The following is a 23,405-nucleotide window of genomic DNA, read 5'->3' as shown; positions in this document are numbered from 1 at the left end:
AGGAAGACAAATCTTTGTAAAATTTCTAGTGCGATTTCTCTTTCGTTTAAATAACAAACTAAAACTTATTTTCTTACTTTTGACAAAGAAAACCTAACGTTTCTAACCTTTACGCCACAATAATAATTTAACATTTAAACTAATGAAAAAAATAGCATGTTTAGCGCTCTTAGCTTTACTATTTACAAATTGCAAACAAAACAATACTGAGAAAGAATTAGAATCAGCTAAAACTCCTGCTGATACTGTTACTGCAATCAAAGAAGAAAAAACTCCAGAAAAAGAAGAAGATTGCAAGGATATAGAAGTTGAAATGGGATCTGGAAGAGAATGTATCCTAAAAGATACAGACATTAATCAGGCTTATTTAGATATCATTAAAAATAAAGAAGTTGATGAAGCTGAGTATTATTTGCCAACACTTCCAACTGAAAAAAAATCTGTTGAAGTAAATAAAGATGGATTAATTTCTATTGATTATGAAATTTCTAAAGATAAAGTAGCGATTTCAATGAATTATGAAGGCGGTGTTACTGAAGTATCACTAGAAAAAATAAACAATACGGTTAAAAGAAGCATTTATCACTACGCTGATTAATGCTAATAAATAATATTTTTTTGAGAAACCGCTAGAAAGCTTAGAGTTTTTTTAGCGGTTTTTTCTTTTGCCACGAAGACGCTAAGGCACGAAGATTTTTTTATGACTGCCACTAATTACACAAATTTTCACTAATTTTCATTTTATTCGAAAAATAATTCACGGAAATTCGTGAAATTCGTGGCAACAAAAAACTTTGCGTCTTAGCGCCTTCGTGGCAAATTCCAAAAAAAAATGACTTTCGATAAAGAAACATATCTCAACAATCTAAAACAAACTATTGGAAGTTATTACCCTATTTCTGAAAAATCATGGAAACTGATTGAAAACATTACCAGTTTTCAAACTCTTAAAAAAGGAGAAGCATTATTGCGAAATGGTGAAGTCGCTAAAAATCTTCACTTTATTGCAAAAGGAGCTTTAAGGGCTTTTATAACAGACGAAGAGGGAAATTTCTATAATAAAAACCTTTTTCTTGAAAATTATCTTGCAGGTTCTAAAGTTTCATTGATGCTTCAAACGCCTTCTAATTTTACAATTGAAGCTTTGGAAGATTCTATTGTAATCAACATCAATTATAAAAAATATATCGAGGCAATTAATGAAAATGACGATCTTAAAAACTTCTATATCGCTCACTTAGAAAGGCATTGGATTATCGAAAAAGAACAAAGAGAAGTCGCACTCGTTATGCAGAATGCAACCGAAAGATATGTCACGCTTTTGGAGAAACATCCAGATATTGCAGATCGTATTCCGTTATTGCATATTGCATCGCATTTGGGGATTACACCAACGCAGTTAAGCCGAATTAGAAAAAGTCTAGAAAAAGATTTGTAAATCAACATATGTAAAGGCTTTTCAGGAAATCTAATTTTATCTTTGTGCCAGATTTAAAATCGATTTCCGAAAAAATGAAAAATACAGATCTTATAAAAGACAATATTGACAACCTTACCACACTTTGGAAAACTGTTGCCACTCCTCTCCTTTCTTACCATAAAAACGATCCATTTCAATTCAGCCAAATAAAAAATTCAGGCTGGCCTAACCGATTATGGTTTCGAGAAGATATAACAGAAGAAGATCTGCCACAGATTCTTGAGATTATAGACCAAAATCCAGGTTTGATCATTCCGTATTGGGATATTTTTGGAAGCAATTCAAAAGAAATCTTCGATAAAAATGAATTCAAAATACGAATTCAACTGATGGCAATGGCTTTAAAACTGGGAGATAAATTTCCTCTTCAACACGACCTTACTTTCAAAAGAGTTTTAAATGAAGAAGATGCTAAAACCTGGTCAGATATTTATCCATTATCTTTTAGTTATATAATCAGCAAAGAAACGCTGGTTCATAATTACGAGAATGTCAACTTTTATTTGGTTCATTTAGACGAAAAACCAATAGGAACGCTTACTCTTTTTCAAACTGGAAACGTTATGGGAATTCACGGTGTTGGCGTAATTCCAGAAATGCGCAAAAAAGGTTTCGCCGAAGAAATCATGAAGTTTGCCATCAACGAAGCGATTGATGCTGGCGCTGAATATGCTCATTTGCAAGCCTCTCCTTCAGGAAAAGGCATTTATACAAGATTAGGTTTTGAAGATTTGTTTTTGATTACGAATTACTTTTTGTAATAAATTCCAATTATCCTCATTTTATGTCATTGCGAGGAACGAAGCAACCGCACCAACAACAGCCAAGTTTGATTAACAAAGTGTGATTGCTTCGTACCTCGCAATGACAATCGTTAAACTGCGCTTTAACATTCATAACTCATAACTCATAATTCACATTGTCCAAAATGCCCCTAAAATAGTCGCAAATGTGTATTTCATTAAAAGGAAAACATTATTAGATTTGTAATACATTAACTAATAACCTTTTAAACAAATACCCAATGAAGACAACAAAAATTATTTTTTGGACTACTACAATTCTTATTTTTTTATTTGAAGGCGTAATGCCAGCTTTAACTTCTCAAACCGAATTGGCTAAAGAAGGAATCAAACATCTAGGATATCCTGAATATTTTGGAAATGCATTAGTTGTATTTAAAATTCTTGGAGTTTTAGCTTTAATTATTCCGAAAGTGCCAGGACGCATTAAAGAATGGGCTTATGCAGGATTTGCTTTCGATTTTATATTTGCTTCAATAAGCCACTTTGCTGTTGACGGAATTGGTTTTCAAGGTTTCTTCCCTTTAATCGTTTTAGCCGTTTTAATTGTATCGTATGTAACATATCATAGAATACACCGTTATAAAAATATAACGCTCTAAAAATCAAAACTTTATGATTGAAGTTTTTAAAACAAATGTTCAAGAAGAATCTCAATGTTCGATAATCATTGAGAGGCTTCTTGAGCATTATCCCAACAGCTCGATTAACTTCGACTTAGAAGATTGCGACAAAATTCTTCGTATTCATGCGCCCACCTTTTCGAATACAACAATTATCGACATTTTAAATTCGCACGGTTACTTCTGCGAAGCGCTTCCTTAAAAAATTAACACTCCACAAATACTTGATTTATAATATTTTAATGTTTTTTATCGTATATTTGAAAGAGTATCATTTCCCCTAATTCTATAAATTTAATTTCACAGATATTACACTGAGGTTTTTTATTAAACCAATCGGTAAACATGAACTGTTGAATTTTGTATTTCTAAAATTAAAAAAAATGAAAAGCGCTATTCAAAATACCATACTGGAAACCTACAGTAAATTGCACGATTTAGTTTCCTCTTTTTCTAAAGAAGAAATCAATATTGTTCCGTTTGAAGGGAGCTGGACTGCTGGACAAACCACACAGCATATTATTCTGGCCTGCTTTGGGTTGACTAAACTTTTTGCAGGAAAAACAGAAAAAACAACCAGAAAACCCGACGAAAACGTAAAATCTCTTGACGCTATATTTTTAGACTTCACTACCAAATACCAATCGCCCGAAAACATAAAACCTCCTGATATTGAATATGAAAAAAGCACACTGCTAGCTTCTGTCAAAAAAATACAAAATGATTTATTTGAAGCTGCAGAAACTTACGATTTAACGCTAACATGCACAGATGCTAAAGTACCAGGATTTGACTATTTCACGATTTACGAATGGCTTCATTTTGCAATTGTACATACGCAGAGACATACACATCAGCTAAAATCGATTTACGAACATATTAAAAAACAATAGATCAGTATTTAACTCAAAATTAATTTTATGAGATCAAAAGTTAGAACCATTGTTTCATCTGGTTTAGTTGCAGGAACATTAGACATAACTGCTGCTATTTTGATTTATGCAGGGATACTTCATAAAACAACAGCCGAAAAAATTTTACAATCTATTGCAAGTGGCATTTTCAAAAAAGAAGCCTACACAGGCGGAACAGAAATGACTCTTGCGGGTTTGGGGCTTCATTTCTTAATTGCGTTTATTTTTGCTTGGTTTTATTTTAAGATTTTCCCTTATATCCCTTTTTTCAAAATAAACACTCTTTTGTCGGGTGTCTCGTATGGTTTCTTTATTTGGGTAATAATGAATCTTGTGGTTCTGCCGATTGTATTTCCAGTTTTACCAGAGAAGAATTTAGATTTTCCGCTTTTGCTTTCTATTCTCATTGTAATTTGCTGTGTCGGGATTCCGATTGCTTTTATAACTAGAAAATATTATGCAAAGTGGTATTGAGATAAGGTGCAAAGCAACAAAGGCTCAAAGGTGCAAAGGTGCAAAGGTTTTTAGCCTACTTTAAACTTTGAACCTTTGCTCCTCTGAACCTTTATAAAAAAACTAAACTTTAGCTCTTAATTTTATTGAAGTAAAGTTACAAAGTTGCAAAGGCAAAACTTTGAACCTTTGTCCCTCTGAGCCTTTGAACCTTAAAAACTAAACTTTTCTTCGTCCTGTAATTAATGAAATAATAAACAGTACTAAAAAGATAAAGAATAAAACTTTTGCGATGCTTGCGGCTCCAGCGGCAATTCCGCCAAAACCAAAAATTCCGGCTATGATAGCAAGAATTATAAATATAACTGTCCAACGTAACATAATATTGATTTTTTAAGTTCTTAATATGACTGTTTTATAAGCCCTTTTTGTCTATTTCAAAGTTCTTTTATTCCTACAAATCTTGTTAACTCTATACGCTTAATTATTATCCCAATAAAACTAAAGCAAAGCCAGAGTACACGCCACTTTCACTATTATTTGCAAGCCTTACAGAATTACCATGTTTAAGCTTTTGAGTTAATTTTTTGATCGATTGGATTAATTGTCGCTTCTATACTAAAGTAATTTTAGATAAAATTTTTTACCATAATGAAAGAAGCTCAAAAACATGGTGTCATTTTAGAAAAAACAGATCGCCCTTTTGAGGAATTAGGTGTTTTAAATCCTGCCATTTATCAAGACGGAAATACTGTTCACATGTTTTACAGAGCAGCAAAAAAAGGAAACTTTTCGACCATTGGTTACTGTCGTTTTGAAGGACCAACCACTTTAGTTGAAAGAAATACACAACCGATTTTTGTTCCTGATTATATCTATGAAATTCATGGTGTAGAAGATCCGAGAATTACCAAAATTGACGATAGGTTTTACATGACCTACGTTACTTATGACGGAATTAACGCCTGCGCTGCATTAGCAGTTTCAAAAGATTTAAAAGTTTTTAAGAAAAAAGGAATTGTTACGCCAAAATTCATGCTTAACGAATTTACGAATCTAGTTCGAAAGCATTTACAGAATCCGAGTATCGCTAAGATTTTGGCTTTTAATACCGAAAGAAATTATCCGCTGACGGAAACTATAAAAGAGAATCTGTTTGTTTGGGATAAAAACGTAGTTCTTTTTCCGAAAAAAATCAATGGAAAGTTTGTTGCTCTGCATCGCTTATTTCCATCAATACAGATTTTTTCGTTTGAAAAGAAATCAGAACTGACAGAAGATTTTTGGAAAGATTACTTAAAAAATCTTCCTGATCATATTGTAATGGAACCAAAATATGATCACGAAACAAGTCACATTGGTCCAGGAGCCCCGCCAATAGAAACAGCAGACGGCTGGCTTTTAATTTATCATGCTGCTGAAAGAAGAGAAAAAGGTTTAGTCTACCATGCTGCCGCTGTTTTATTGGATTTAGAAAATCCTTCAAAAGTGATTGCACGACTGCCAAAACCGATTATTACTCCTTCAGAATATTATGAAAGACATGGTTATGTCAATTACGTGGTTTTCCCAACAGGAACAGCCATTTTTGATGACCAACTATATATTTATTATGGCGCTGCCGATGATAAGATTGCGGTGGCATCTCTGAACCTTAACGAGTTATTAACCGAGCTAAAAATGAATCCTCATGAAAACAATATCAAATAAATCGAAAATCGTTTTTTTATCTACTTTTCCGCCTACGCAATGCGGCATAGCAACCTATACTCAAGATACCATCAAAGGAATCACAGATGTTTACGGTAAATCTATCAAATGCGAAATTTGTGAACTTGTTGATAAACCCAAAGACCAACCAACACAAGCATATACCTTAAACACAAAAAACCGAGAAGAGTACGCTAAAGTCGCTGAGGAAATTAATCAGGATGAAACGGTAAAATTAGTTCATATTCAACATGAATTTGGTTTGTTTTCAGGAAATTACGGAGATCATCTTTTAGACTTTTTAAATGTTATTAAAGCGCCAGTTACGTTTACTTTTCATAGCGTAATTCCGAATCCGAATGACGAATTGAGAACATTCGTAAAACTGCTGTTAAGCTACAGTAATTCGGTTTTTGTAATGACTAATAAATCAAAAGAAATTCTAATTAACGACTACGACATCAATGAAGAAATAATTACTTGCGTGCCTCATGGAACTCACATTGTGATCTATGAAACTCCAGAACAGGCAAAACAAAAATTAAATATTCAAGACAGATTAGTTTTATCTACTTTCGGACTTTTGGGTGAAGGTAAAAATATAGAAACAGGTTTACAGGCTTTGCCAAAAATTGTAGAAAAAGCGCCAAATGCTTTGTATTTAATTATTGGCAAAACGCATCCGAACTTAATTAAAGACGGAGTTGATGCATATCGCGATAAATTGGAAGGCTTGGTTAAAGAATTAAATCTTGAAAACAATGTTCGCTTTATCAATCAATATTTAGATACAGATGAGCTTTTAGAATATCTGAAAGCAACAGATATTTATATGTTTACTTCTAAAGACCCGAATCAAGCTGTGAGTGGCACTTTTGCTTACGCGATGAGTTGCGCTTGTCCGATTGTGGCGTCTAAAATTCCGCACACCAAAGAAGTTTTAACTCCAGATTCTGGAATTTTATGTGATATCGGAAATCCAGATCAATTTGCTGCGGCAGCGATTAAATTGATCGAAGATGAAAATTTGAGAAACGAAATGGGAATCAATTCATTTACTAAAATGAGAGCTTCTTCATGGGAAAATGTCGGAATCACGCAAATGAATGCTTATAAAAATCTGATCAAAAATCCATCAGAAATCAAATACAGCTATCCTCCTATTCAGTTAAAACATATCAAAAAACTAACAACCGAATTAGGAATTATTCAATTCAGTAAAATTTCTATTCCAGATTTAGATTCAGGATATACTTTAGACGATAATGCAAGAGCTTTAATTGCGTTCTGCATGCATTACAAACAAACTCAAGACAAAGACGATTTGGCTTATATCTTAATCTATTTAGATTTTATTCAAAGATGTCAAAAGCCAAAAGGAGACTTTATCAATTACGTCGATCAGGAAAATCGCGAGCACGTAGAACAAAATGCTGAAGTTAATTTAGAAGATTCTAATGCAAGAGCCATTTGGGCTTTAGGAACTGTAGTTTCTATGTCTGATATTCTTCCTGAAGCGATTACCAAAAAAGCAACAAAATGTTTATTGAATTCTTTAAAATGGACAGAAACGATTCAATCGCCACGTTCAATTGGTTTTGCTACAAAAGGTTTGTATTTGTACCATTCTACAATTCCGAATTTATATGTTGCGGCAATCATCAATAAACTGAATGCTAAACTTTTGGCAAATTACGAAGATACAGCAACAGAAGATTGGCAATGGTTTGAAAATTATCTGACTTATGGAAACGGAATTCTTCCAGAATCAATGCTTTATGCTTATTTAATTACCAATAAACCGGTTTACAAAAAAGTAGCTTTGGATTCTTTAGATTTCTTGATTTCGAAAACATTCATCAACGGAAATTTCAAAGCCATTTCAAATCAGAGTTGGCATCATAAAGGTTCAGAACCAAGTCAATACGGTGAACAGCCAATTGATGTAACGTATACAATTCAGACTTTAAATGCTTTTTATAATGCTTTTAAAACTTCAGACTATAAAAAGAAAATGAAAGCAGCCTTTAATTGGTTTTTAGGCAAAAATCATTTAAATCAAATTATGTACAATCCGGTAAGCGGAGGCGGTTACGACGGACTTGAAAAACACAATGTGAACTTAAATCAAGGTGCAGAATCGACAGTTTGTTACTTGACCGCAAGATTATTAATGGAGAAATTAGCCATGTCACAATCGCGTGTCATTCCATTAATAAAATCCCGAAGCGGAATCGCTATAAATTCTTAAAATAAAATTGAAGCTAACCAAATACTTCACTTTTTTAAACCCGGAAAATCCCTTTTACCTAAAAGGGATTTTTTGTTTTTAGACATCTCCTAACGTCGCTTTTGATTTTTTATTGTGCTGACTACGATGAAAATTATATAAACTTCAAAAAAAGTTGTGTAAGATTTTTTATTCATAAAAAAAGTAATTTTCATATAGAAAAATAATGGTCTTTATATCATTGAAATTTTCATTTTATATCATTCACATTAAAACAAACAATTTTGATTCTCGATATTAAAAATACATTCGCCGAAATTGGAGAAACTACAATATTCGCCAAAAGGTTTTTTAAGGAGGTTTTTATTCCACCTTACGAGACCAAAGAGTTTCTAAAACAATGTTATGTTATAGGATATAAATCTCTGCCTTTGGTTGCTATTACGGGTTTCATTATGGGACTGGTGCTTACGTTGCAGTCACGTCCGACATTAGTAAAATTTGGTGCAGAATCTTGGCTTCCTGGAATGGTGGCTCTTTCGCTGATAAGAGAAATCGCTCCAGTAATTACAGCTTTGATCTGCGCAGGAAAAATTTCGTCAGGAATTGGAGCCGAATTAGGATCGATGAAAGTAACGGAACAGATTGATGCCATGGAAGTTTCAGCCGTAAATCCGTATAACTATTTGGTTGTCACGAGAGTTTTAGCCTGCACATTGATGGTTCCTATTTTAGTTTTTTTTGCTGATGCAGTCGGAATCATTGGCGGATACGTTGGAATAAACATTCACGGAGATGTCAATTTTTATCGGTTTTTAACACAAATCATTCAATCCTTAGAATATTTAGATCTGCTTCCTGCAACGCTAAAAACATTCTTTTTTGGATTTTTTATCGGAATGATTGGCTGTTATAAAGGTTTTAATGCATCAAACGGAACAGAAAGTGTGGGGCAAGCTGCCAATTCTGCTGTTGTAACGGCTTCGTTAAGCATTTTTATTATAGACATGGTCGCTGTTCAAATAACCGATTTATTCTTTTAAGATGATGAAGGAAAAACTACATAAAGAACCCAAAACAAAAGAGAAAGATAAAACTCCGATTATCGAGATTAAAGATCTTCATAAAACTTTTGGAAAAGATAATGCCGTTTTAAAAGGTGTAAATCTCACTTTGAATAAAGGTGAAGATTTAGTGGTTTTAGGACGATCAGGATCAGGAAAATCGGTAACTATAAAATGTATTGTTGGATTGATTGAACCCGACAAAGGCGAAATTAAAGTTTTTGATGAAAACGTTCTAAATATCTCAAAAAGCGAGCTGAATGAAATTAGAGTCCGAATTGGATTTTTGTTCCAAAGTGGAGCACTTTACGATTCGATGTCCGTTAGAGAAAATCTCGCTTTTACTTTAACCAAACACAAACGCGATTTAAGTCCTGAAGAAGTGGAAAGTGAAGTAATGGAAGCATTAGAAAATGTAGGTTTAGCAGAAGCAGTAGACAAAATGCCTTCTGAACTTTCGGGCGGGATGAAAAAAAGAATTGGTCTAGCCAGAACTTTAATCTTAAAACCAGAAATCATTTTATACGATGAACCGACAACTGGTTTAGACACGATTACATCGAGAGAAATCAGCGAATTGATTTTAGACATTAAACACAAACAAAAAACTTCTTCGATCATTATTACTCACGATATGGCCTGTGCAAAAATGACTGCCGATCGAATTGTAGTTTTAAAAGATGGTGTAATTCACGCCGAAGGGACATACGAAGAATTAGAAAAAGACGAAGACGAATTGGTACGCTCATTTTTTGAATAAAGCAAAATAAATAATAGAAATCATGGAAAAGGAATCTGGATATACTTGGAAACTAGGAATGTTCGTAACAATAGGTTTGCTGCTTTTTATAATGGCAGTATATTTTATTGGAAAACAGCAGAATCTTTTTGGTTCTACCTTTCATATTAGTTCTCAATTTAAAACGGTAAGCGGTTTAGAAGTCGGAAATAATGTTCGTTTTTCTGGAATTAATGTCGGAACTGTAGAACAAATTCAGTTAAAAAATGACTCGACTGTAAGGGTTGTTTTGGTTATGAAAGAAGAAGTTCGAAAATTCATTAAAACCGATGCCACAGCCAGTATTGGTTCTGATGGTTTGATGGGCGACAAAGTTTTGACAATTTCTCCAGGTGCAAAATCTCAAAAAGAAATTGAAGACAACGGACAAATTGCTTCTGTTGACGGAATTGAAATGCACGACATCATGAAAAGCGTGAAGAAAAGCGTGGATAATATTGGCGTGATTTCAGACGAAATAGCCATTTTCAGCCATAGCATGAACAACGGAAACGGAGCTTTAGCAAGATTGGTTAAAGACGATAAAATGGCCAACAGCGTTTCGAATACGCTTGAAAATCTTGAATCTGGAACAAAAGGATTTAGCGATAATATGGAAGCCGCAAAAAGCAATTTCCTTTTGAGAGGTTATTACAAGAAAAAAGAGAAAGAAAAAGCTAAAAAAGTAGAAGAAGCCAAAGAGAAAAAAGAAGAAGCGAAAGAGAAGCAAGAAGAAGAAAAGGAAAAAGCCGCTAAAGAAAAAAAGGAGAAAGAACAGAAAGAGAAAGAAGAAAAGCAAAAACAGGAAGAAGCTAAAAAAGCTGAAACTGAGAAAAAATAAAAAGACAAATTCCAATCCTCTTTTCATGTTCTCCTGAACGAAGTCGAAGGACAGCATGCTAAATTCATATAGTGCGTGTCCTTCGACTTCGCTCAGGAAGACAACTCACAATTTACAGTTTACAATTCACAATTATAAAAGTATATGCCTAGTTCATTCAAACATACCGCCTTTAAAGTTTTAAAAATTACTGGAATTACGATTGCGGTAATTTTGTTTTTGTTGTTTATTATTCCGTTGCTTTTTCCTGGAAAAATTGCTTCTGAAGTAAAGAAAATTGCGAACGAAAGATTGGATACCAAACTTGATTTTACGAAATCTAAGCTTTCCTTTTTTACGCATTTTCCTTCATTAACAGTTTCGCTTGACGAATTGTCTTTAACGGGTTCTAAACCTTTCAGCAACGATACTTTGCTTAAAGCCGATCAGGTTGCTTTTGGAATCGATATAAAAAGATTGCTTTTTGATAACGAAGTTAAAATCAACAAACTATATGTTTCTGATGCTCTAATTAATGTTATGGTGAATGAAAAAGGTCAGGCGAATTATAATATTTACGTTGCTCCAGAAGATAGAAAAGACGAAAAAGAAGATCCAAATGCTCCAGAAGAAGGAACAGCAATTCGATTGGAACGTATTGATTTAAAAAATTGCCACGTAAAATATAACGACCGTTCTGCAAAGATTCTGATTGATGCAAAAGGTTTCAATTATGTCGGAAAAGGTAATCTTAGCGAAGATATTTTTGACCTTGCAACCGATGCCAAAATCGATAATTTGGATTTCTATTATGATCGAACAGGTTATTTGAGACGAAAAAAAGTTAGTGCCGATTTAATTACTCGAATCAATACGCACGCCCTTACTTTTATTCTTCAAAAAAATGAACTTCATATCAATAAACTGCCTTTAAAATTTACTGGCATTTTCAGCATTTTACGAGACGGATATAAAATCAATATTAAAGCCGCTTCAGAAAATACAACGGTAAAAGATTTGCTTTCTGTAATGCCTCCTGAATATTTGACTTGGCTAGAAAAAACAGAAATCTCTGGAAGAAGTGACTTATTGCTGAGTTTTAAAGGAGATTATAACGTTCAGAAAAAGCAAAAACCAAACTTGGCTTTCAATTTAAAAATTAATGAAGGTTCGGTAAATTATAAAAATGCGCCCGTCCCTTTAACCGATTTTCAAATGGATTTGAATGCCTTGCTTCCGTCTTTGGACACCGAACAGTTATTGGTCAATTTGAGAACGATGAAATTTAAAGTTGGCGAAAAAGATTATTTTACTGCATATCTGCACAGCAAAGGTCTAAGCGAAATGTCGATTAATGCAAGCGTGAAAGGCGCTTTGGACCTTGCTGTTGTTGATGCCGCGCTAGGCTTAGAAAATATCGATTTGAAAGGAATTTTAAAAACCGACATTCAAGCGCGCGGACTTTTTAGCACTTCTAAAAAATTATTTCCAAAAACTATTGGTGGTATCTCACTTCGAAATGGATGGCTTAAAACAAAGTATTATCCAAATCCGATTACCAATATCACTTTTGTGGCAAATATGCTTAATAAGGCTGGAACGTATCAGGATTTGATAGTTGCGGTTGCTCCGGCTTCTTTTGTTTTTGAAGGAAATCCAGTTTATGTAAATGCCACTTTATCTGATTTTAGCGATTTGGCTTATAATGCCAAAATTAAAGGCGAGCTGAATGTTGGTAGAATATATCAAGTTTTCTCTCAAAAAGGCCTTGATTTAACGGGTTATGCCAAAGCCGATCTTTCTTTAAAAGGAAAACAGAGTTACGCGACAACTGGACAATATGATAAACTGGATAATAAAGGAACATTAATCCTAAAAAATATTAAAGCAACTTCAGAATTGTTTCCGAAAGCGTTCTTTATCAAACAAGGAAATTTCCGTTTTCAAAACGAGAAAATGTGGTTTGAGAAATTCAATGCTTCGTACGGAAAATCAGATTTTGATATTAATGGTTATCTGCTGAATACGATTAATTATTTCTTAGAATCGAAAGGAACTTTGAGCGGAAATTTCAACCTAAAATCAAAACTGATTAATGTTGACGAATTTATGGCGCTTGAAGAAGGCGAAAATAAAGATCGAAACATCGAAGTTGAATATGCCAAAGAAGATCATCCAAAAATGAGCGGTGTAGTTATTATTCCGAAAAACCTAAATGTCAATTTAGATGCCAGCGCAGACAAAATTGAATACAACAAATTGGTATTTAACAAATTGAATGGAAAAATAGGAATAAAAAAAGAAGGATTTTACTTAGAAAACATTACCTTTAATATTATTGACTGTATTTTAGGAGTTAATGCACTGTACAAGGACGAATCTCCAACCTCGGCACATTTTGATGCGCACTTTACAGCAAAAGATTTTGATGTTCAAAGAGCATACAAAGAAATTCCGATATTTCATGATATGGTTACCGCTGCTGAAAAAGCACATGGAATAATCTCTGTAGACTACAAAGTAAAAGGAGATTTGAACGGAAATATGGGGCCAATTTATGAATCGATACAAGGTGGCGGAACGATTAATTTACGTGATGTAAAAATTAAAGGCCTCAAACTTTTTGATGGAATTAGTTCTAAAACAGGACAAAACGGTTTGAATAATCCTGATATGAAAGGAATTGAAATCAAATCGACCATAGATAAGAATCTTATAAATATTGAGCCATTTACCTTTAGTGTTGCCAGTTTTAGGCCAACCATTAAAGGAACTACAAGCTTTGATGGACTTTTGGATCTTAGAATGCGTTTAGGTCTTCCGCTCTTCGGAATTATTGGTTTTCCGATTGTAATTACCGGAACACACGAAGCTCCAAAAATTAAAATATTCAGTAAAACGGGACAAGAAATTAATCCTGCTGTTTATGATGAAAAACACAACAAAGTGATTCGAGAAGAAAAAGTTAGCAAAAAGAAAACCAAATAATAATAAATTCTAAAACAAGTATATAGACGAAAAAACAGAAAAAACACAACACCAAAATACCTCTAAAAAATAACCAAAAAATGAAATTGAGCTCTACTGAAACCTATTGGCCTTTAAAAAACGCCATAAAACAAAGCTATCCTTCAACAGATTCTGATATTAACACTGATATTTTAATTATCGGTGGAGGAATAACAGGAGCTTTAACAGCGTATAAATTATTAAACGAAGGAAAAAAAATCGTACTTGTAGACCGTCGAGATGTCTGTGGCGGAAGCACTTCTGCCAGTACAGCTTTATTGCAATATGAAATTGATGTTCCTTTGCATCAACTCATTAAACTTCGTGGCGCTAGATGTGCCATAGACAGTTATCAAAACGGAAAAAAAGCCATTTTTGATCTTCGAAATATAATTGATACTGTCGGCTGCGATTGCGGGTTTGAGTTTAAAAAAAGCGTTTATTTCACTACTCTAAAAAAAGATGTTCCTTATTTGAAAAATGAATTCAAAGCCAGAAAACAGCATGGTTTTGAAATCAGCTGGCTGAGCAGATCAGAATTGCAGAAAATGGGATTGAATGCAATTGCAGGCGTAGAATCTAAAACTGCTGCGGTTATGGATCCTTTTAAGCTGGCAAGTGATCTTTTGTTTCATTGCCATGAAAAAGGAATGCAGATTTTTGACCGAACTAATATCGCTTCAATTCAGCATCAAAAAGGTAAAATTATCGCCACTACCGATTCTAAACATGTTATCACGGCTGATCATATTATACATTGTACAGGTTACGAAAGCACAGAAACGCTAAAAGAAAAAGTAGTTGATTTAAAAAGTACTTACGTTATAGCGTCTGAAAGTCAGGCTGATCTTCCTGAGAATTTTAAAAATACTATTTTTTGGGATACCGCATCGCCTTATCATTATATTCGAACTACAGAAGATAATCGAATTATAATGGGCGGTGGCGACGAAGATTTTAAAGACACTTCAAAACGCGATAAATTGCTTCCTAAAAAAGAAGTTTATCTTTTAAAACAATTCTTTAAAAGATTCCCTGGATTAAACTTTAAAATCGATTATTCGTGGGCTGGTACTTTTGGAGAAACCAAAGACGGACTTCCCTACTTCGGAAAACCAAATCCGAGGAAAAATGAGCATTATATCCTTGGTTTCGGAGGAAACGGAATCACTTTCAGCGTAATCGGAATGAATTCTATCTTGGATTCTTTAAACAATAAAAAAAATACAGATTTAGATTATTACAGATTTGGACGATAAAAAAGCTTCGCTTTTTTTCAGGGACAAAGTGGCAAAGGTTCAAAGTGACAAAGGTTTTAAAACTTTGTTCCTTTGAACCTTTGCTTCTTTTACCTCTTAAGAAATAACCAACTCCATCTGAATATTACAACGTTTATAAGGAGTTTCAAGTCCGAAAACTTTTTCAAAACCTAATTTATAGTAAAGATTTATTGCCGGTTTTAAAATGGTATTGCTTTCTAAATATATTTTCTTTGCTCCCATTTCTTTAGCCGAATTCACTATTGCTTTTCCTAACAACCAGCCAATATTTTTCCCTTGTGCTTTTGGTGAAACTGCCATTTTTGCCATCTCAAAATCATAATCTGAATTGTTCATTTTGATTAGTGCGCAAACACCAACCGGTTCATTTTCATATAATGCAACGAGAATTTTCCCTCCTTTTTTCAAAATATAATCTTCTGGATTATCTAATGCTTTATAATCGGCTTCTTCCATTTCAAAATAAGTTGAAATCCATTCGACATTTAAAGCTTTAAACGCATCATGATATTTCGGAGTATATTCTACGATTTCTACATCTTTACTTTCCCTTTGTTTTTTCTGTTCGCTCACTCTTTTAATCAATGATTTTTGCTCCAACAGAAATTCCCATTCTTCAAGCGCTGCCCACAAATTATGTTTCGCTTCAGAAATTATACCTTCAATTGCAACATCAATATCTTTTAATTGTTGTTTTACAATCTGAGAAATTGCAATTCCTTTTTCGGTTAAAACGACATTATTTTTGCGTTTATCATCTGTTTTTTCGCTTTCCTGAACCAAGCCTGCGCTTATCATTTCTTGAATAATTTTACTCACAGAAGGCTGAGAATGTCCGATTTCATTTGCGATTTCTGTAATCGTAATTTCACGTTCTTCAGCCAGCGTGTAAAAAACGGGAAACCATTTGGGTACAAAGTCAACACCGTATAATTCATAAATTCTAGAAGCATCATCAGTAACAATAGCGGTCATTAAACGTAAACGGCTTCCAAGGGCTGCTTTTCCAACTTTATCAAAAAATTCCATAAATAATTAATTATATAACTAGTTATGCAAATGTATTTAAAAAAAACTTTTTGGCAAAAGTTTTTTTTTAGGTGCAAAGGTTCAGTGGTACAAAGGAACAAAGTTTTTAACTTTGAAACTCTGTTGCTTTGAACCTTTGCAACTTTTATATATTATGCTTTAGAGCTAACGACTTTAAATAAAAAACGGTGTTTTCTTTAGTGAACATCAAGTTAAATCTTTGTCCCTTTGGTTTCTTTGAACCTTTGTACCTCTATCACGCAGTAATAGCCAAAGAATTCAAATTAAACTTATATTCTTTCGGGCTGCAGTTGAATTTTTGTTTGAATATTTTAGAGAAATAGCTTCTGCTAGTAAAACCAATGCAATACACTATTTCTGAAATGTTTAAATCTGATGTTCTAATTAAGATTTCGGCTTTTAAAACACGCATGTGTGTGATGTAATCGTTGACTGTACGATTGTGAATCATCTTGAAGCCTTCTTGAAGTTTGTTTGGAGATAATCCAGATTTCTTGCTTAGAGATTTAATCGAAAAAGCTTCTTCTGGACTTGTTTTTATAAATTCTGAAAGTTCTTTTATTTCTTCCATTTCTCTTAAAGTCAGTCCGTTTGATTCATTCGCGAAAGCGTGTAAATCATCAGAATGCTGTTGAATTTCCATTGCAAGAATAATTCTCATAATTCCTTCTTTCAGCAAATTTCTAACAATTCCGGTTTGTGTAATAGAGTTAAGCTGTTCTATTTTTTCTGCAATCTGCAAATTATACGAACCAATATAGAAGAAATCTGTCACTAGATTATTTTCAAAAAAAGTATCTTTTACCTGTTGGTTTAATGAATGCGCTTGATTTGTTGCATCAATCTGAGTCCCGACGATAATTAAAGTCAGTTTTGTTTTCTTTCCTTTTTCAAAAAATAAAACATTATCCTGATTTTCTTTAGAAGTTACAATTGCTGTCTGAAAGGTTTTCAGTTTTCGCTCTTCTCCATTCAATCCAAAACTATGCGAAAGATTTCCTTTAGAACAATAAGCAAAATAAATAGGTGACGATTTTACGTTTAGAAAATCCAATCTGACATCTTCAGAAAATGTCATATCAAACTGAACATAGGAAATATTATCGTTAAACGAAGCTCCTATAATAGAACCTTCAGCAAAACTACTTTCTACTTCAAGTGCATATTCGTCTAAATCAAAAGTCACTTTTCCGCCAAAACTAGTCTGAAGTTCATCAAATATATTTTGAGTTTTCTCTGTATTTATAGTAACTATTTTCATGGTTCGCCGGATTTAAAATTATAATTTGCTAACAGATTATTTTAAAAAAATCTGAAACCCAAAGTTCGTTTAAAGACCCGCCAAGAATGTTATATAATTTTTTGGTTTTGTTTTATAATTCCTTATAAATGTTTATTTTAACGTACATCATAATTCATTTAATAAATAAGTATGAAAAGTTTTTCGTTTGCTCCTATTAGTTCGCCAAATTCTAAGATTCTCATTTTAGGCACCATGCCTGGAACAAAATCTTTAGAACTCAATCAATATTATGGTCACAATCAGAATAACTTTTGGAAGTTTATGTTTCAAATTCTAGGGAAAGATTTTTCTAATGATTATGAAGTGCGAAAAAATTTATTAATTGAAAATAATATCGCCTTGTGGGATGTCTTACAATTTTGCGATCGTGTCGGAAGTCTGGACAGCGCCATTAAAAACGAAATCGCAAATGACTTTGAAGCTTTCTTAGAAACTCACCCACAAATTGAAAGCATTCTTTTTAATGGGCAAAAAGCAGCGGCATTTTTCAAAAAGTATGTTCACTTGACAAAAGAATACAAAACTTTCACACTTCCATCAACAAGTCCGGCCAATGCAGGCAAGACTTTTCAAGATAAATTGAATGAATGGAATATCATTAAAACCTTATTATAAAGAGTTGCATTTTATATAATTAAAATGCAAATATTGGAATCATGTAACTTTTTCCGTTTAAAGTATAACAAAAAACAGCTGCTCTCAATCTAATTTTACAATTAAGAAAAATAAGCCATAGTGCAGGTTTGATGAACGAAATGAAAAGGCTTTCTTCTTATTAAAATTTACAAAGCAAACTGTAAAAGGTTTAGTCTATAAAGAGAACATTGGTTATGTTAGTTTATTTTTGGGAAAAAGCTACTCTATAGAAATATAGAGTAGTTTTGTTTTTATAGGCCACCACTTAAACACGAAAACATGAAAATTCAGACATATCGCAATCATATAAGATTTTATATTCCACACCATTTTATATATTATCCTGTTCTAATTTTGTTCCTAATTGGCAGTATTTATTTGGCCGTTACAACTGAAGATCGTTTAATATGGGGATTTATCAGTGTGGCTTTTGTATTTCTTTTTGCATTGGCCTACATGTTGCGCCAACATTATGCATTAACACTTCAAAATAGAATTGTACGCCTAGAAATGCGTTACCGCTATTTTACCCTAACAGGCAAAAGATTCGAGGAATTTGAATACAAACTCACAGACGATCAAATATTTGCATTACGCTTCGCGCCAGACGATGAATTGGTTCCGCTTGTTGAAGATGCTTTAAAAAATAGCTTAACCGGCGACGCAATCAAAAAAGCAATCGTGCACTGGAAAGCAGATTATCATAGAGTTTAGTAAATTCCAATGTCAAAATCAATTAATAATTGACATTGTTATTGAGCCTTTTTCTTATTGAAAAGAAGATAAAACAAAAACAAAATGATCCAAACTGAAAAAATTACAGCGAAATAAATTCCAATAATATTTGGATGCAGGTAATTTGGATTGTAGAATAATCTATCTAAAGCCGTAAATTTTTCTACTAAAGTTTTTCTATCGAAAACATTTCTGATTGCATTGAGCGGTTCGTCATGATTATCTCTGTAATGATATACATCTTTAGACAACTCTTTCGGAACCAGTCTTGTTTCTATATTGAATTTTCGTAAAAGTGTATCTAATTTTTGAAAAGTATACGTTAACGAATCTTTCTTAGCATTGTAAAGCAATTTATAGCGATCTACAGCGACGTTATATTGCTGTTTCTCAATTGAATCTCCGTGAATAGGCTTAAATAAAGATTTGTTTTCTACGAAAATGCAAATATCTTCATCATGTTCTGGACGCACAGAAACGCTCTTAAAAATAATTTCTGTACTATCGCCTACAATCCTTTTTGAGATTACTCTTTTGTGCAATTCTTCTTTATCAAAACCAATTATATCAAAGATACTGTCTGCCTTACTTGTCGTTTTATCAAAAGTACTCGTTAAAGCTCTTATGGTATCAATACTATAATAATTGGTTTCTGTAATAGGAAATTCGCCTGGTACAATTGTATCTACTTCCTTGATTACAGGATAAGGTTTTGGGTATAAAATGTTTTCATAATTGAACAATTTCTCCGAAGTATAAGAAGTATATGCATACAAAAACGGATTTAAAACATTAAGCAGTTTTTTGTCATTATTAAAATCATTTTCTGACAATTCTGATTTCAGCTTGGCATTCATTCCGAAACTGTAGCTGACAAAAAATGAAAAAGTCAGAAATGAAATAAACAACAAGCAACCACTAATTTTAAGCAGATTTCTTCCTTTGTAATTTTCTCTAGAATGATTTCGAATCAAAAAAATAAGAAAGAAAAACAAAAATAAACCACTCACAAAAAAGTGCGAAATCGAAACGTCATCGTAAAATTTAAATCGATAAAACTCAGTGCGGTTATCGATATTTTTTAGTCCTTGAAAAGTGAAATAACCATACAAAAAGTATATTAAGTGAATTATGGCTAATACAATAACAGATTTTACAAAATAACGCTTTAGAGTTTTATTCATGGCTTTTTTTTAAGGTTCTGAGTTACTAAGCTTATAAGATGCTAAGTCTTTTTGAGGTTTCTAATATACTGAAAATTTATTTTTAGCAAAAAAATATTACAAAAAAAGACGCGAAAAAATCGCGCCTTTAAATTTTCAAAAAGAATATCCTTAATCTGCCAATCTTTGATTAGATACACTGCAGTGCATCTCTACAAAAAAACTTTGTCCCTTTGTTACTTAGAACCTCAGAACCTTACTTAGAAATATCATACCCTTCCTTAACTATTTCACGTTCAACTTTATCAATTAGTTTATTTGTTTTTCCTGTAAGTTTTTCTTTCTTCCAATCTCCTTTTATGTAAAGAATTAAAGTAATCAAAGCCGTTACAACTGAAGCAATTGGAAAAGCCCACCAAATTCCGATTTTACCCAGAGAAGTATTGTGAGACAAGATATAAGCCAATGGAAACTGAATTACCCATTGCGAAACCAAAGTTAGAATCATTGGTAATTTTGTGTTTCCTACGGCACGAAAAACTCCCGTTAAGCAAAGCTGCAAACCTAAAAATCCCCATGAAAGACAGGTAATTCTCAGCAACTCTGTTCCTCCTTTAATAACCGCTTGATCGTTTGGAACAAAAAATGCGATTAAATACGGCGCAAAAATAAAAGCGCTGATTCCAAGACCCGTCAATAATCCGAAACCTAGATACGCTCCAAGTTTTGAAATTTCTCCTGCGCGATCAATATTTCCTGCACCAATATTTTGTCCCACAAGAGTCGCAATTGCCATTGATAATCCTAAAGCAGGAATTAAAATCAGCTGAATTAAGTTTGAACCTGCCCCATAAGACGCAACCGTTAAAGTTCCGAAACGGACAATTAGAAACGTAATCGCCATCATTCCTAACGCGCGCATAGATTGTTCGATTGAAGAAGGAAATCCAATTTCAAAAGCTCTTTTAATATGTTTATAATCCGGTTTAAAATCGGAAATGCGAAGATGAATTCCGTGTTTTCCTCTAAACAAAATTGCGAAACCAATTATAATAGCCAGAAGTTGTGTGAATAAAGTTGCCAAAGCCGCACCTTTTACGCCCAAAGGCGGAATAAAATTCCATCCATAAATAAACAATGGATCTAAGGCAAAATTCAAAATCACAGTTCCCAAAACAATATAAACCGGCAACGTCACACGTCCAACTCCGCGCATAATCGATTGGAAAATCATAAATCCGAAACTAAAAACCAAACCAATAAAAGCTACACGCATAAATCCTAATGCATCAACATAAACCGCCGGCTCTACCTTTAGCAGATATAAAAAATACGGACTTAAAATATAGCCTATAATCGATAAAACGATAGAAACTATAATCACCATTGATAAAGTCTGCGCCGCCACGTGATTGACCATTTTTTGGTTTCCTGCACCAAAATATTGCGCGATTAAAATAGAACCAGCAATCGCCAATCCTGTTCCTAAAGCAATGGTTAAAAATATTACAGGCGTGCTTATCGAAACCGCTGCAACGGCATCTCCTCCTAAACGTCCGACCCAAAAAGCATCAACCAACTGATATGCGGCTTGTAGTAAATTAGCAATCATAATCGGAACTGCTAATTTTAATAATGAAGAAAGGATTGGCCCTTCTAACAATTCATTTTTTTTCATTTATTTAAAATAACAATTTAAAAATCAGTTGACATGTCAACTTTTAAAGTTCAAAAAAAATTAAAGAGTTTCTAGCTTGTCTGCATAAGATCTTACTGCATTCAACGCTTCAATTCTTTCTTTTGGAGAAAAAACAGACATTACTTCCTCTTCTGCCCTTTTCATCAGCGAACGAATGCTTTTTGCTAGTGAAATTCCTTCATCAGTAAGACTTACAATGTTTTTGCGTTTGTCTACTTTATCTTTTACCACCTCAACCAAATTCTTTTTCTCAAGTGCTGAAATACTTCTCAAGATAGACGATTTATCACGCATTGTTTTGTCTGACAATTCTCTTTGCGAAAGACTTTTTTGATTTAAAATCATCAGCAATGGCAATTGTTCCAACTGCAACGTAATTCCTGCTTCTGTCATTAAAGCATTTGTTCGTCTAAAAATTGCTCGTTTTATACGGTGAATCTGAAAGAAGAAACTATCTGATATTTCTTCTTTCCAAAAATTTGAAAAACCTTCTTTATCTGTTTGTTTATTTTCCATGATGCAAAATTACGAAAAAGATTGACATGTCAACTATTTTTAAATAAAATTCTTATTTTACTGATATCCAATTGATTCGAAAAAATATTTCAACTTCAAAAACAAAATTGAACGATTATTTTTACTAACTTTAAATGTTAAATATTACCTAATAAAAACTTAAAAACTACTCTGATGAAACAATTATTTATTTTTTTGGTAATGATGCTCCTTTGGATTCCGCTAAATGCTCAGACTGTTGCTGAATCCACTAATAATGAAGATTTAACAGCAAATTTAAAAACCGAAAACAAAGATTTTCAAGATACTAGCTTAGAAGATCTGCCCTGGCATAATAGACGATTTAAAGTTTCTGCCGGAGGTTTTTTTCCTGTAAATAATACCATAGTTAAAGTTGAAGGCAACAACGGAAATATAGGAACTGAAATTGATCTTGAAAATGATTTAGGTTTTTCTAAATCAACTGCGTCTTTTTTAGGAACATTTGACTGGAGAATATCTAAGAGATCAAGATTGGGTTTTGAATATTTTGTATTAGATAGAACTGCAACCAAGACGCTGCAAAGAGATATTAACTTTGGAGACAATACCTATGAAGTAAATGGAAGAGTTAGAGGTACTTTTAATGTTCAAATTATGAGGGTTGCTTATGGTTACGCCATTCTTTCTAAACCAAAGTATCAGGCTGGTTTATTGGTTGGAGCCCATGTTCTTTTCGCAGATTTAGGTTTGCAATTAGAAGCCAACACACAAAGCATAGAAAAGCATGATAGTTTTGACTTTACTGCACCGCTGCCAGATGTTGGAATTTGGGGTGAATTTGTTTTGGGAAAACGCTGGGGTTTATATGCAAACGTAAATTATCTTGCTGTACAAATTGATAATACCGACGGCCGAATTATAAGTTATGGTTTGTCTGTTTTATATAATGTTCATCAAAACTTTAGTCTTACTGCAGGTTATACTGGATTGAATTTTAGAGTAGATACAGTTCAGGAACGTTTAAACGGCTTCCTAAAATGGGGTTATAATGGTCCAACAATTACTGCTGTTTACACTTTTGGAAAACATGTAAAAGTTACTAAATAAGTTCTAAGTTACTAAGGTGCTGAGACGCTAAGATTCTAAGTTTTTTTTAC

At 33.1% G+C, this 23,405-nt stretch carries 23 protein-coding genes; 17 read left to right on the top strand and 6 right to left on the bottom strand.

Annotation, left to right across the window (positions count from 1 at the left end; translation table 11 throughout):
• Positions 1–142: 142 nt before the first annotated feature.
• The 7 genes from ACE01P_RS18055 (at position 143) to ACE01P_RS18025 (ending at position 4,294) form a co-directional block, all read left to right on the top strand.
• A complete protein-coding gene (locus tag ACE01P_RS18055; protein WP_379700295.1) occupies positions 143–598 on the top strand; it encodes a hypothetical protein in 456 nt (151 codons plus the stop codon).
• Between the two features lie 234 nt (positions 599–832).
• Positions 833–1,438 (top strand): Crp/Fnr family transcriptional regulator, encoded by a 606-nt coding sequence (locus ACE01P_RS18050; protein WP_379700293.1) that lies wholly within the window; start codon positions 833–835, stop codon positions 1,436–1,438.
• Between the two features lie 74 nt (positions 1,439–1,512).
• Positions 1,513–2,241, top strand: coding sequence for a GNAT family N-acetyltransferase (locus ACE01P_RS18045; RefSeq protein WP_379700291.1), 729 nt, complete (start codon positions 1,513–1,515; stop codon positions 2,239–2,241).
• A gap of 263 nt (positions 2,242–2,504) precedes the next feature.
• A complete protein-coding gene (locus ACE01P_RS18040; protein ID WP_379700289.1) occupies positions 2,505–2,885 on the top strand; it encodes a DoxX family protein in 381 nt (126 codons plus the stop codon).
• A 13-nt stretch (positions 2,886–2,898) separates the two neighbouring features.
• A complete protein-coding gene (locus ACE01P_RS18035; RefSeq protein WP_379700287.1) occupies positions 2,899–3,108 on the top strand; it encodes a hypothetical protein in 210 nt (69 codons plus the stop codon).
• A 181-nt stretch (positions 3,109–3,289) separates the two neighbouring features.
• A complete protein-coding gene (locus ACE01P_RS18030) occupies positions 3,290–3,799 on the top strand; it encodes a DinB family protein (RefSeq protein ID WP_379700285.1) in 510 nt (169 codons plus the stop codon).
• A 27-nt stretch (positions 3,800–3,826) separates the two neighbouring features.
• On the top strand, positions 3,827–4,294 hold the full coding sequence (locus ACE01P_RS18025; RefSeq protein WP_379700283.1) for a DUF1440 domain-containing protein: 468 nt from the start codon (positions 3,827–3,829) through the stop codon (positions 4,292–4,294).
• Between the two features lie 198 nt (positions 4,295–4,492).
• On the opposite strand, the gene ACE01P_RS18020 is transcribed toward ACE01P_RS18025, so the two are convergent.
• Entirely contained in the window at positions 4,493–4,654 is a 162-nt protein-coding gene (locus ACE01P_RS18020; protein WP_008467744.1) for a DUF1328 family protein, read from the bottom strand.
• Between the two features lie 270 nt (positions 4,655–4,924).
• Between ACE01P_RS18020 and ACE01P_RS18015 the strand changes: the two genes are divergently transcribed.
• The 7 genes from ACE01P_RS18015 (at position 4,925) to ACE01P_RS17985 (ending at position 15,143) form a co-directional block, all read left to right on the top strand.
• A complete protein-coding gene (locus tag ACE01P_RS18015) occupies positions 4,925–5,983 on the top strand; it encodes a pesticidal protein Cry7Aa (protein WP_379700281.1) in 1,059 nt (352 codons plus the stop codon).
• Positions 5,964–8,234: a glycosyltransferase gene (locus ACE01P_RS18010; RefSeq protein WP_379700280.1), complete on the top strand. Its 2,271-nt coding sequence runs from the start codon at positions 5,964–5,966 to the stop codon at positions 8,232–8,234. The genes ACE01P_RS18015 and ACE01P_RS18010 overlap by 20 nt, the downstream gene beginning before the upstream one ends.
• Before the next feature lie 263 nt (positions 8,235–8,497).
• Entirely contained in the window at positions 8,498–9,256 is a 759-nt protein-coding gene (locus ACE01P_RS18005; protein ID WP_379700278.1) for an MlaE family ABC transporter permease, read from the top strand.
• Positions 9,257–9,260: 4 nt separating this feature from the next.
• Positions 9,261–10,037, top strand: a complete 777-nt coding sequence (locus tag ACE01P_RS18000; RefSeq protein WP_379700323.1) for an ABC transporter ATP-binding protein — start codon at positions 9,261–9,263, stop codon at positions 10,035–10,037.
• Between the two features lie 22 nt (positions 10,038–10,059).
• Complete coding sequence (locus ACE01P_RS17995) at positions 10,060–10,896, top strand: MlaD family protein (protein ID WP_379700276.1); 837 nt, start codon at positions 10,060–10,062, stop codon at positions 10,894–10,896.
• 144 nt (positions 10,897–11,040) lie between these two features.
• Entirely contained in the window at positions 11,041–13,863 is a 2,823-nt protein-coding gene (locus ACE01P_RS17990) for an AsmA family protein (RefSeq protein ID WP_379700275.1), read from the top strand.
• 80 nt (positions 13,864–13,943) lie between these two features.
• Positions 13,944–15,143, top strand: coding sequence for an NAD(P)/FAD-dependent oxidoreductase (locus ACE01P_RS17985; protein WP_379700274.1), 1,200 nt, complete (start codon positions 13,944–13,946; stop codon positions 15,141–15,143).
• 96 nt (positions 15,144–15,239) lie between these two features.
• Here ACE01P_RS17985 and ACE01P_RS17980 read toward each other — a convergent pair whose 3' ends face one another.
• The gene (locus ACE01P_RS17980) at positions 15,240–16,193 is read right to left on the bottom strand and encodes a GNAT family N-acetyltransferase (protein ID WP_379700273.1); all 954 of its coding nucleotides are present in this window, start codon (positions 16,191–16,193) and stop codon (positions 15,240–15,242) included.
• 256 nt (positions 16,194–16,449) lie between these two features.
• Positions 16,450–17,475, bottom strand: a complete 1,026-nt coding sequence (locus ACE01P_RS17975; protein WP_379700272.1) for a helix-turn-helix domain-containing protein — start codon at positions 17,473–17,475, stop codon at positions 16,450–16,452.
• 171 nt (positions 17,476–17,646) lie between these two features.
• Between ACE01P_RS17975 and ACE01P_RS17970 the strand changes: the two genes are divergently transcribed.
• Together ACE01P_RS17970 and ACE01P_RS17965 are read left to right on the top strand one after the other, a co-directional pair.
• Positions 17,647–18,132: a DNA-deoxyinosine glycosylase gene (locus ACE01P_RS17970; RefSeq protein WP_379700271.1), complete on the top strand. Its 486-nt coding sequence runs from the start codon at positions 17,647–17,649 to the stop codon at positions 18,130–18,132.
• A gap of 300 nt (positions 18,133–18,432) precedes the next feature.
• Positions 18,433–18,867, top strand: a complete 435-nt coding sequence (locus tag ACE01P_RS17965; RefSeq protein ID WP_379700269.1) for a DUF6526 family protein — start codon at positions 18,433–18,435, stop codon at positions 18,865–18,867.
• 38 nt (positions 18,868–18,905) lie between these two features.
• Here ACE01P_RS17965 and ACE01P_RS17960 read toward each other — a convergent pair whose 3' ends face one another.
• The 3 genes from ACE01P_RS17960 to ACE01P_RS17950 all read right to left on the bottom strand — a co-directional run bounded on the left by ACE01P_RS17960 (position 18,906) and on the right by ACE01P_RS17950 (position 22,266).
• Positions 18,906–20,072 (bottom strand): hypothetical protein, encoded by a 1,167-nt coding sequence (locus ACE01P_RS17960; RefSeq protein ID WP_379700268.1) that lies wholly within the window; start codon positions 20,070–20,072, stop codon positions 18,906–18,908.
• A gap of 235 nt (positions 20,073–20,307) precedes the next feature.
• Positions 20,308–21,729: an MATE family efflux transporter gene (locus ACE01P_RS17955; protein ID WP_379700267.1), complete on the bottom strand. Its 1,422-nt coding sequence runs from the start codon at positions 21,727–21,729 to the stop codon at positions 20,308–20,310.
• Positions 21,730–21,789: 60 nt separating this feature from the next.
• Complete coding sequence (locus tag ACE01P_RS17950; protein WP_379700265.1) at positions 21,790–22,266, bottom strand: MarR family winged helix-turn-helix transcriptional regulator; 477 nt, start codon at positions 22,264–22,266, stop codon at positions 21,790–21,792.
• Between the two features lie 174 nt (positions 22,267–22,440).
• On the opposite strand from ACE01P_RS17950, the gene ACE01P_RS17945 reads away from it, so the two are divergent.
• The gene (locus tag ACE01P_RS17945) at positions 22,441–23,355 is read left to right on the top strand and encodes a hypothetical protein (protein ID WP_379700263.1); all 915 of its coding nucleotides are present in this window, start codon (positions 22,441–22,443) and stop codon (positions 23,353–23,355) included.
• Positions 23,356–23,405 lie beyond the last annotated feature (50 nt).

This window comes from Flavobacterium sp. HJSW_4 (assembly GCF_042436695.1).
Lineage (GTDB): Bacteria > Bacteroidota > Bacteroidia > Flavobacteriales > Flavobacteriaceae > Flavobacterium.
The sequence above is the reverse complement of the archived record's forward strand: the minus strand, read 5'-3'. Positions and strand labels throughout refer to the sequence as shown.

Excerpts from the sequence above, each read along its gene's own strand:
- ACE01P_RS18055 (WP_379700295.1), top strand. The coding sequence starts at position 143 with ATGAAAAAAATAGCATGTTTAGCGCTCTTAGCTTTACTATTTACAAAT.
- ACE01P_RS18050 (WP_379700293.1), top strand. The coding sequence starts at position 833 with ATGACTTTCGATAAAGAAACATATCTCAACAATCTAAAACAAACTATT.
- ACE01P_RS18045 (WP_379700291.1), top strand. The coding sequence starts at position 1,513 with ATGAAAAATACAGATCTTATAAAAGACAATATTGACAACCTTACCACA.
- ACE01P_RS18040 (WP_379700289.1), top strand. The coding sequence starts at position 2,505 with ATGAAGACAACAAAAATTATTTTTTGGACTACTACAATTCTTATTTTT.
- ACE01P_RS18035 (WP_379700287.1), top strand. The coding sequence starts at position 2,899 with ATGATTGAAGTTTTTAAAACAAATGTTCAAGAAGAATCTCAATGTTCG.
- ACE01P_RS18030 (WP_379700285.1), top strand. The coding sequence starts at position 3,290 with ATGAAAAGCGCTATTCAAAATACCATACTGGAAACCTACAGTAAATTG.
- ACE01P_RS18025 (WP_379700283.1), top strand. The coding sequence starts at position 3,827 with ATGAGATCAAAAGTTAGAACCATTGTTTCATCTGGTTTAGTTGCAGGA.
- ACE01P_RS18020 (WP_008467744.1), bottom strand. The coding sequence starts at position 4,654 with ATGTTACGTTGGACAGTTATATTTATAATTCTTGCTATCATAGCCGGA.
- ACE01P_RS18015 (WP_379700281.1), top strand. The coding sequence starts at position 4,925 with ATGAAAGAAGCTCAAAAACATGGTGTCATTTTAGAAAAAACAGATCGC.
- ACE01P_RS18010 (WP_379700280.1), top strand. The coding sequence starts at position 5,964 with ATGAAAACAATATCAAATAAATCGAAAATCGTTTTTTTATCTACTTTT.
- ACE01P_RS18000 (WP_379700323.1), top strand. The coding sequence starts at position 9,261 with ATGAAGGAAAAACTACATAAAGAACCCAAAACAAAAGAGAAAGATAAA.
- ACE01P_RS17995 (WP_379700276.1), top strand. The coding sequence starts at position 10,060 with ATGGAAAAGGAATCTGGATATACTTGGAAACTAGGAATGTTCGTAACA.
- ACE01P_RS17990 (WP_379700275.1), top strand. The coding sequence starts at position 11,041 with ATGCCTAGTTCATTCAAACATACCGCCTTTAAAGTTTTAAAAATTACT.
- ACE01P_RS17985 (WP_379700274.1), top strand. The coding sequence starts at position 13,944 with ATGAAATTGAGCTCTACTGAAACCTATTGGCCTTTAAAAAACGCCATA.
- ACE01P_RS17980 (WP_379700273.1), bottom strand. The coding sequence starts at position 16,193 with ATGGAATTTTTTGATAAAGTTGGAAAAGCAGCCCTTGGAAGCCGTTTA.
- ACE01P_RS17975 (WP_379700272.1), bottom strand. The coding sequence starts at position 17,475 with ATGAAAATAGTTACTATAAATACAGAGAAAACTCAAAATATATTTGAT.
- ACE01P_RS17970 (WP_379700271.1), top strand. The coding sequence starts at position 17,647 with ATGAAAAGTTTTTCGTTTGCTCCTATTAGTTCGCCAAATTCTAAGATT.
- ACE01P_RS17965 (WP_379700269.1), top strand. The coding sequence starts at position 18,433 with ATGAAAATTCAGACATATCGCAATCATATAAGATTTTATATTCCACAC.
- ACE01P_RS17960 (WP_379700268.1), bottom strand. The coding sequence starts at position 20,072 with ATGAATAAAACTCTAAAGCGTTATTTTGTAAAATCTGTTATTGTATTA.
- ACE01P_RS17955 (WP_379700267.1), bottom strand. The coding sequence starts at position 21,729 with ATGAAAAAAAATGAATTGTTAGAAGGGCCAATCCTTTCTTCATTATTA.
- ACE01P_RS17950 (WP_379700265.1), bottom strand. The coding sequence starts at position 22,266 with ATGGAAAATAAACAAACAGATAAAGAAGGTTTTTCAAATTTTTGGAAA.
- ACE01P_RS17945 (WP_379700263.1), top strand. The coding sequence starts at position 22,441 with ATGAAACAATTATTTATTTTTTTGGTAATGATGCTCCTTTGGATTCCG.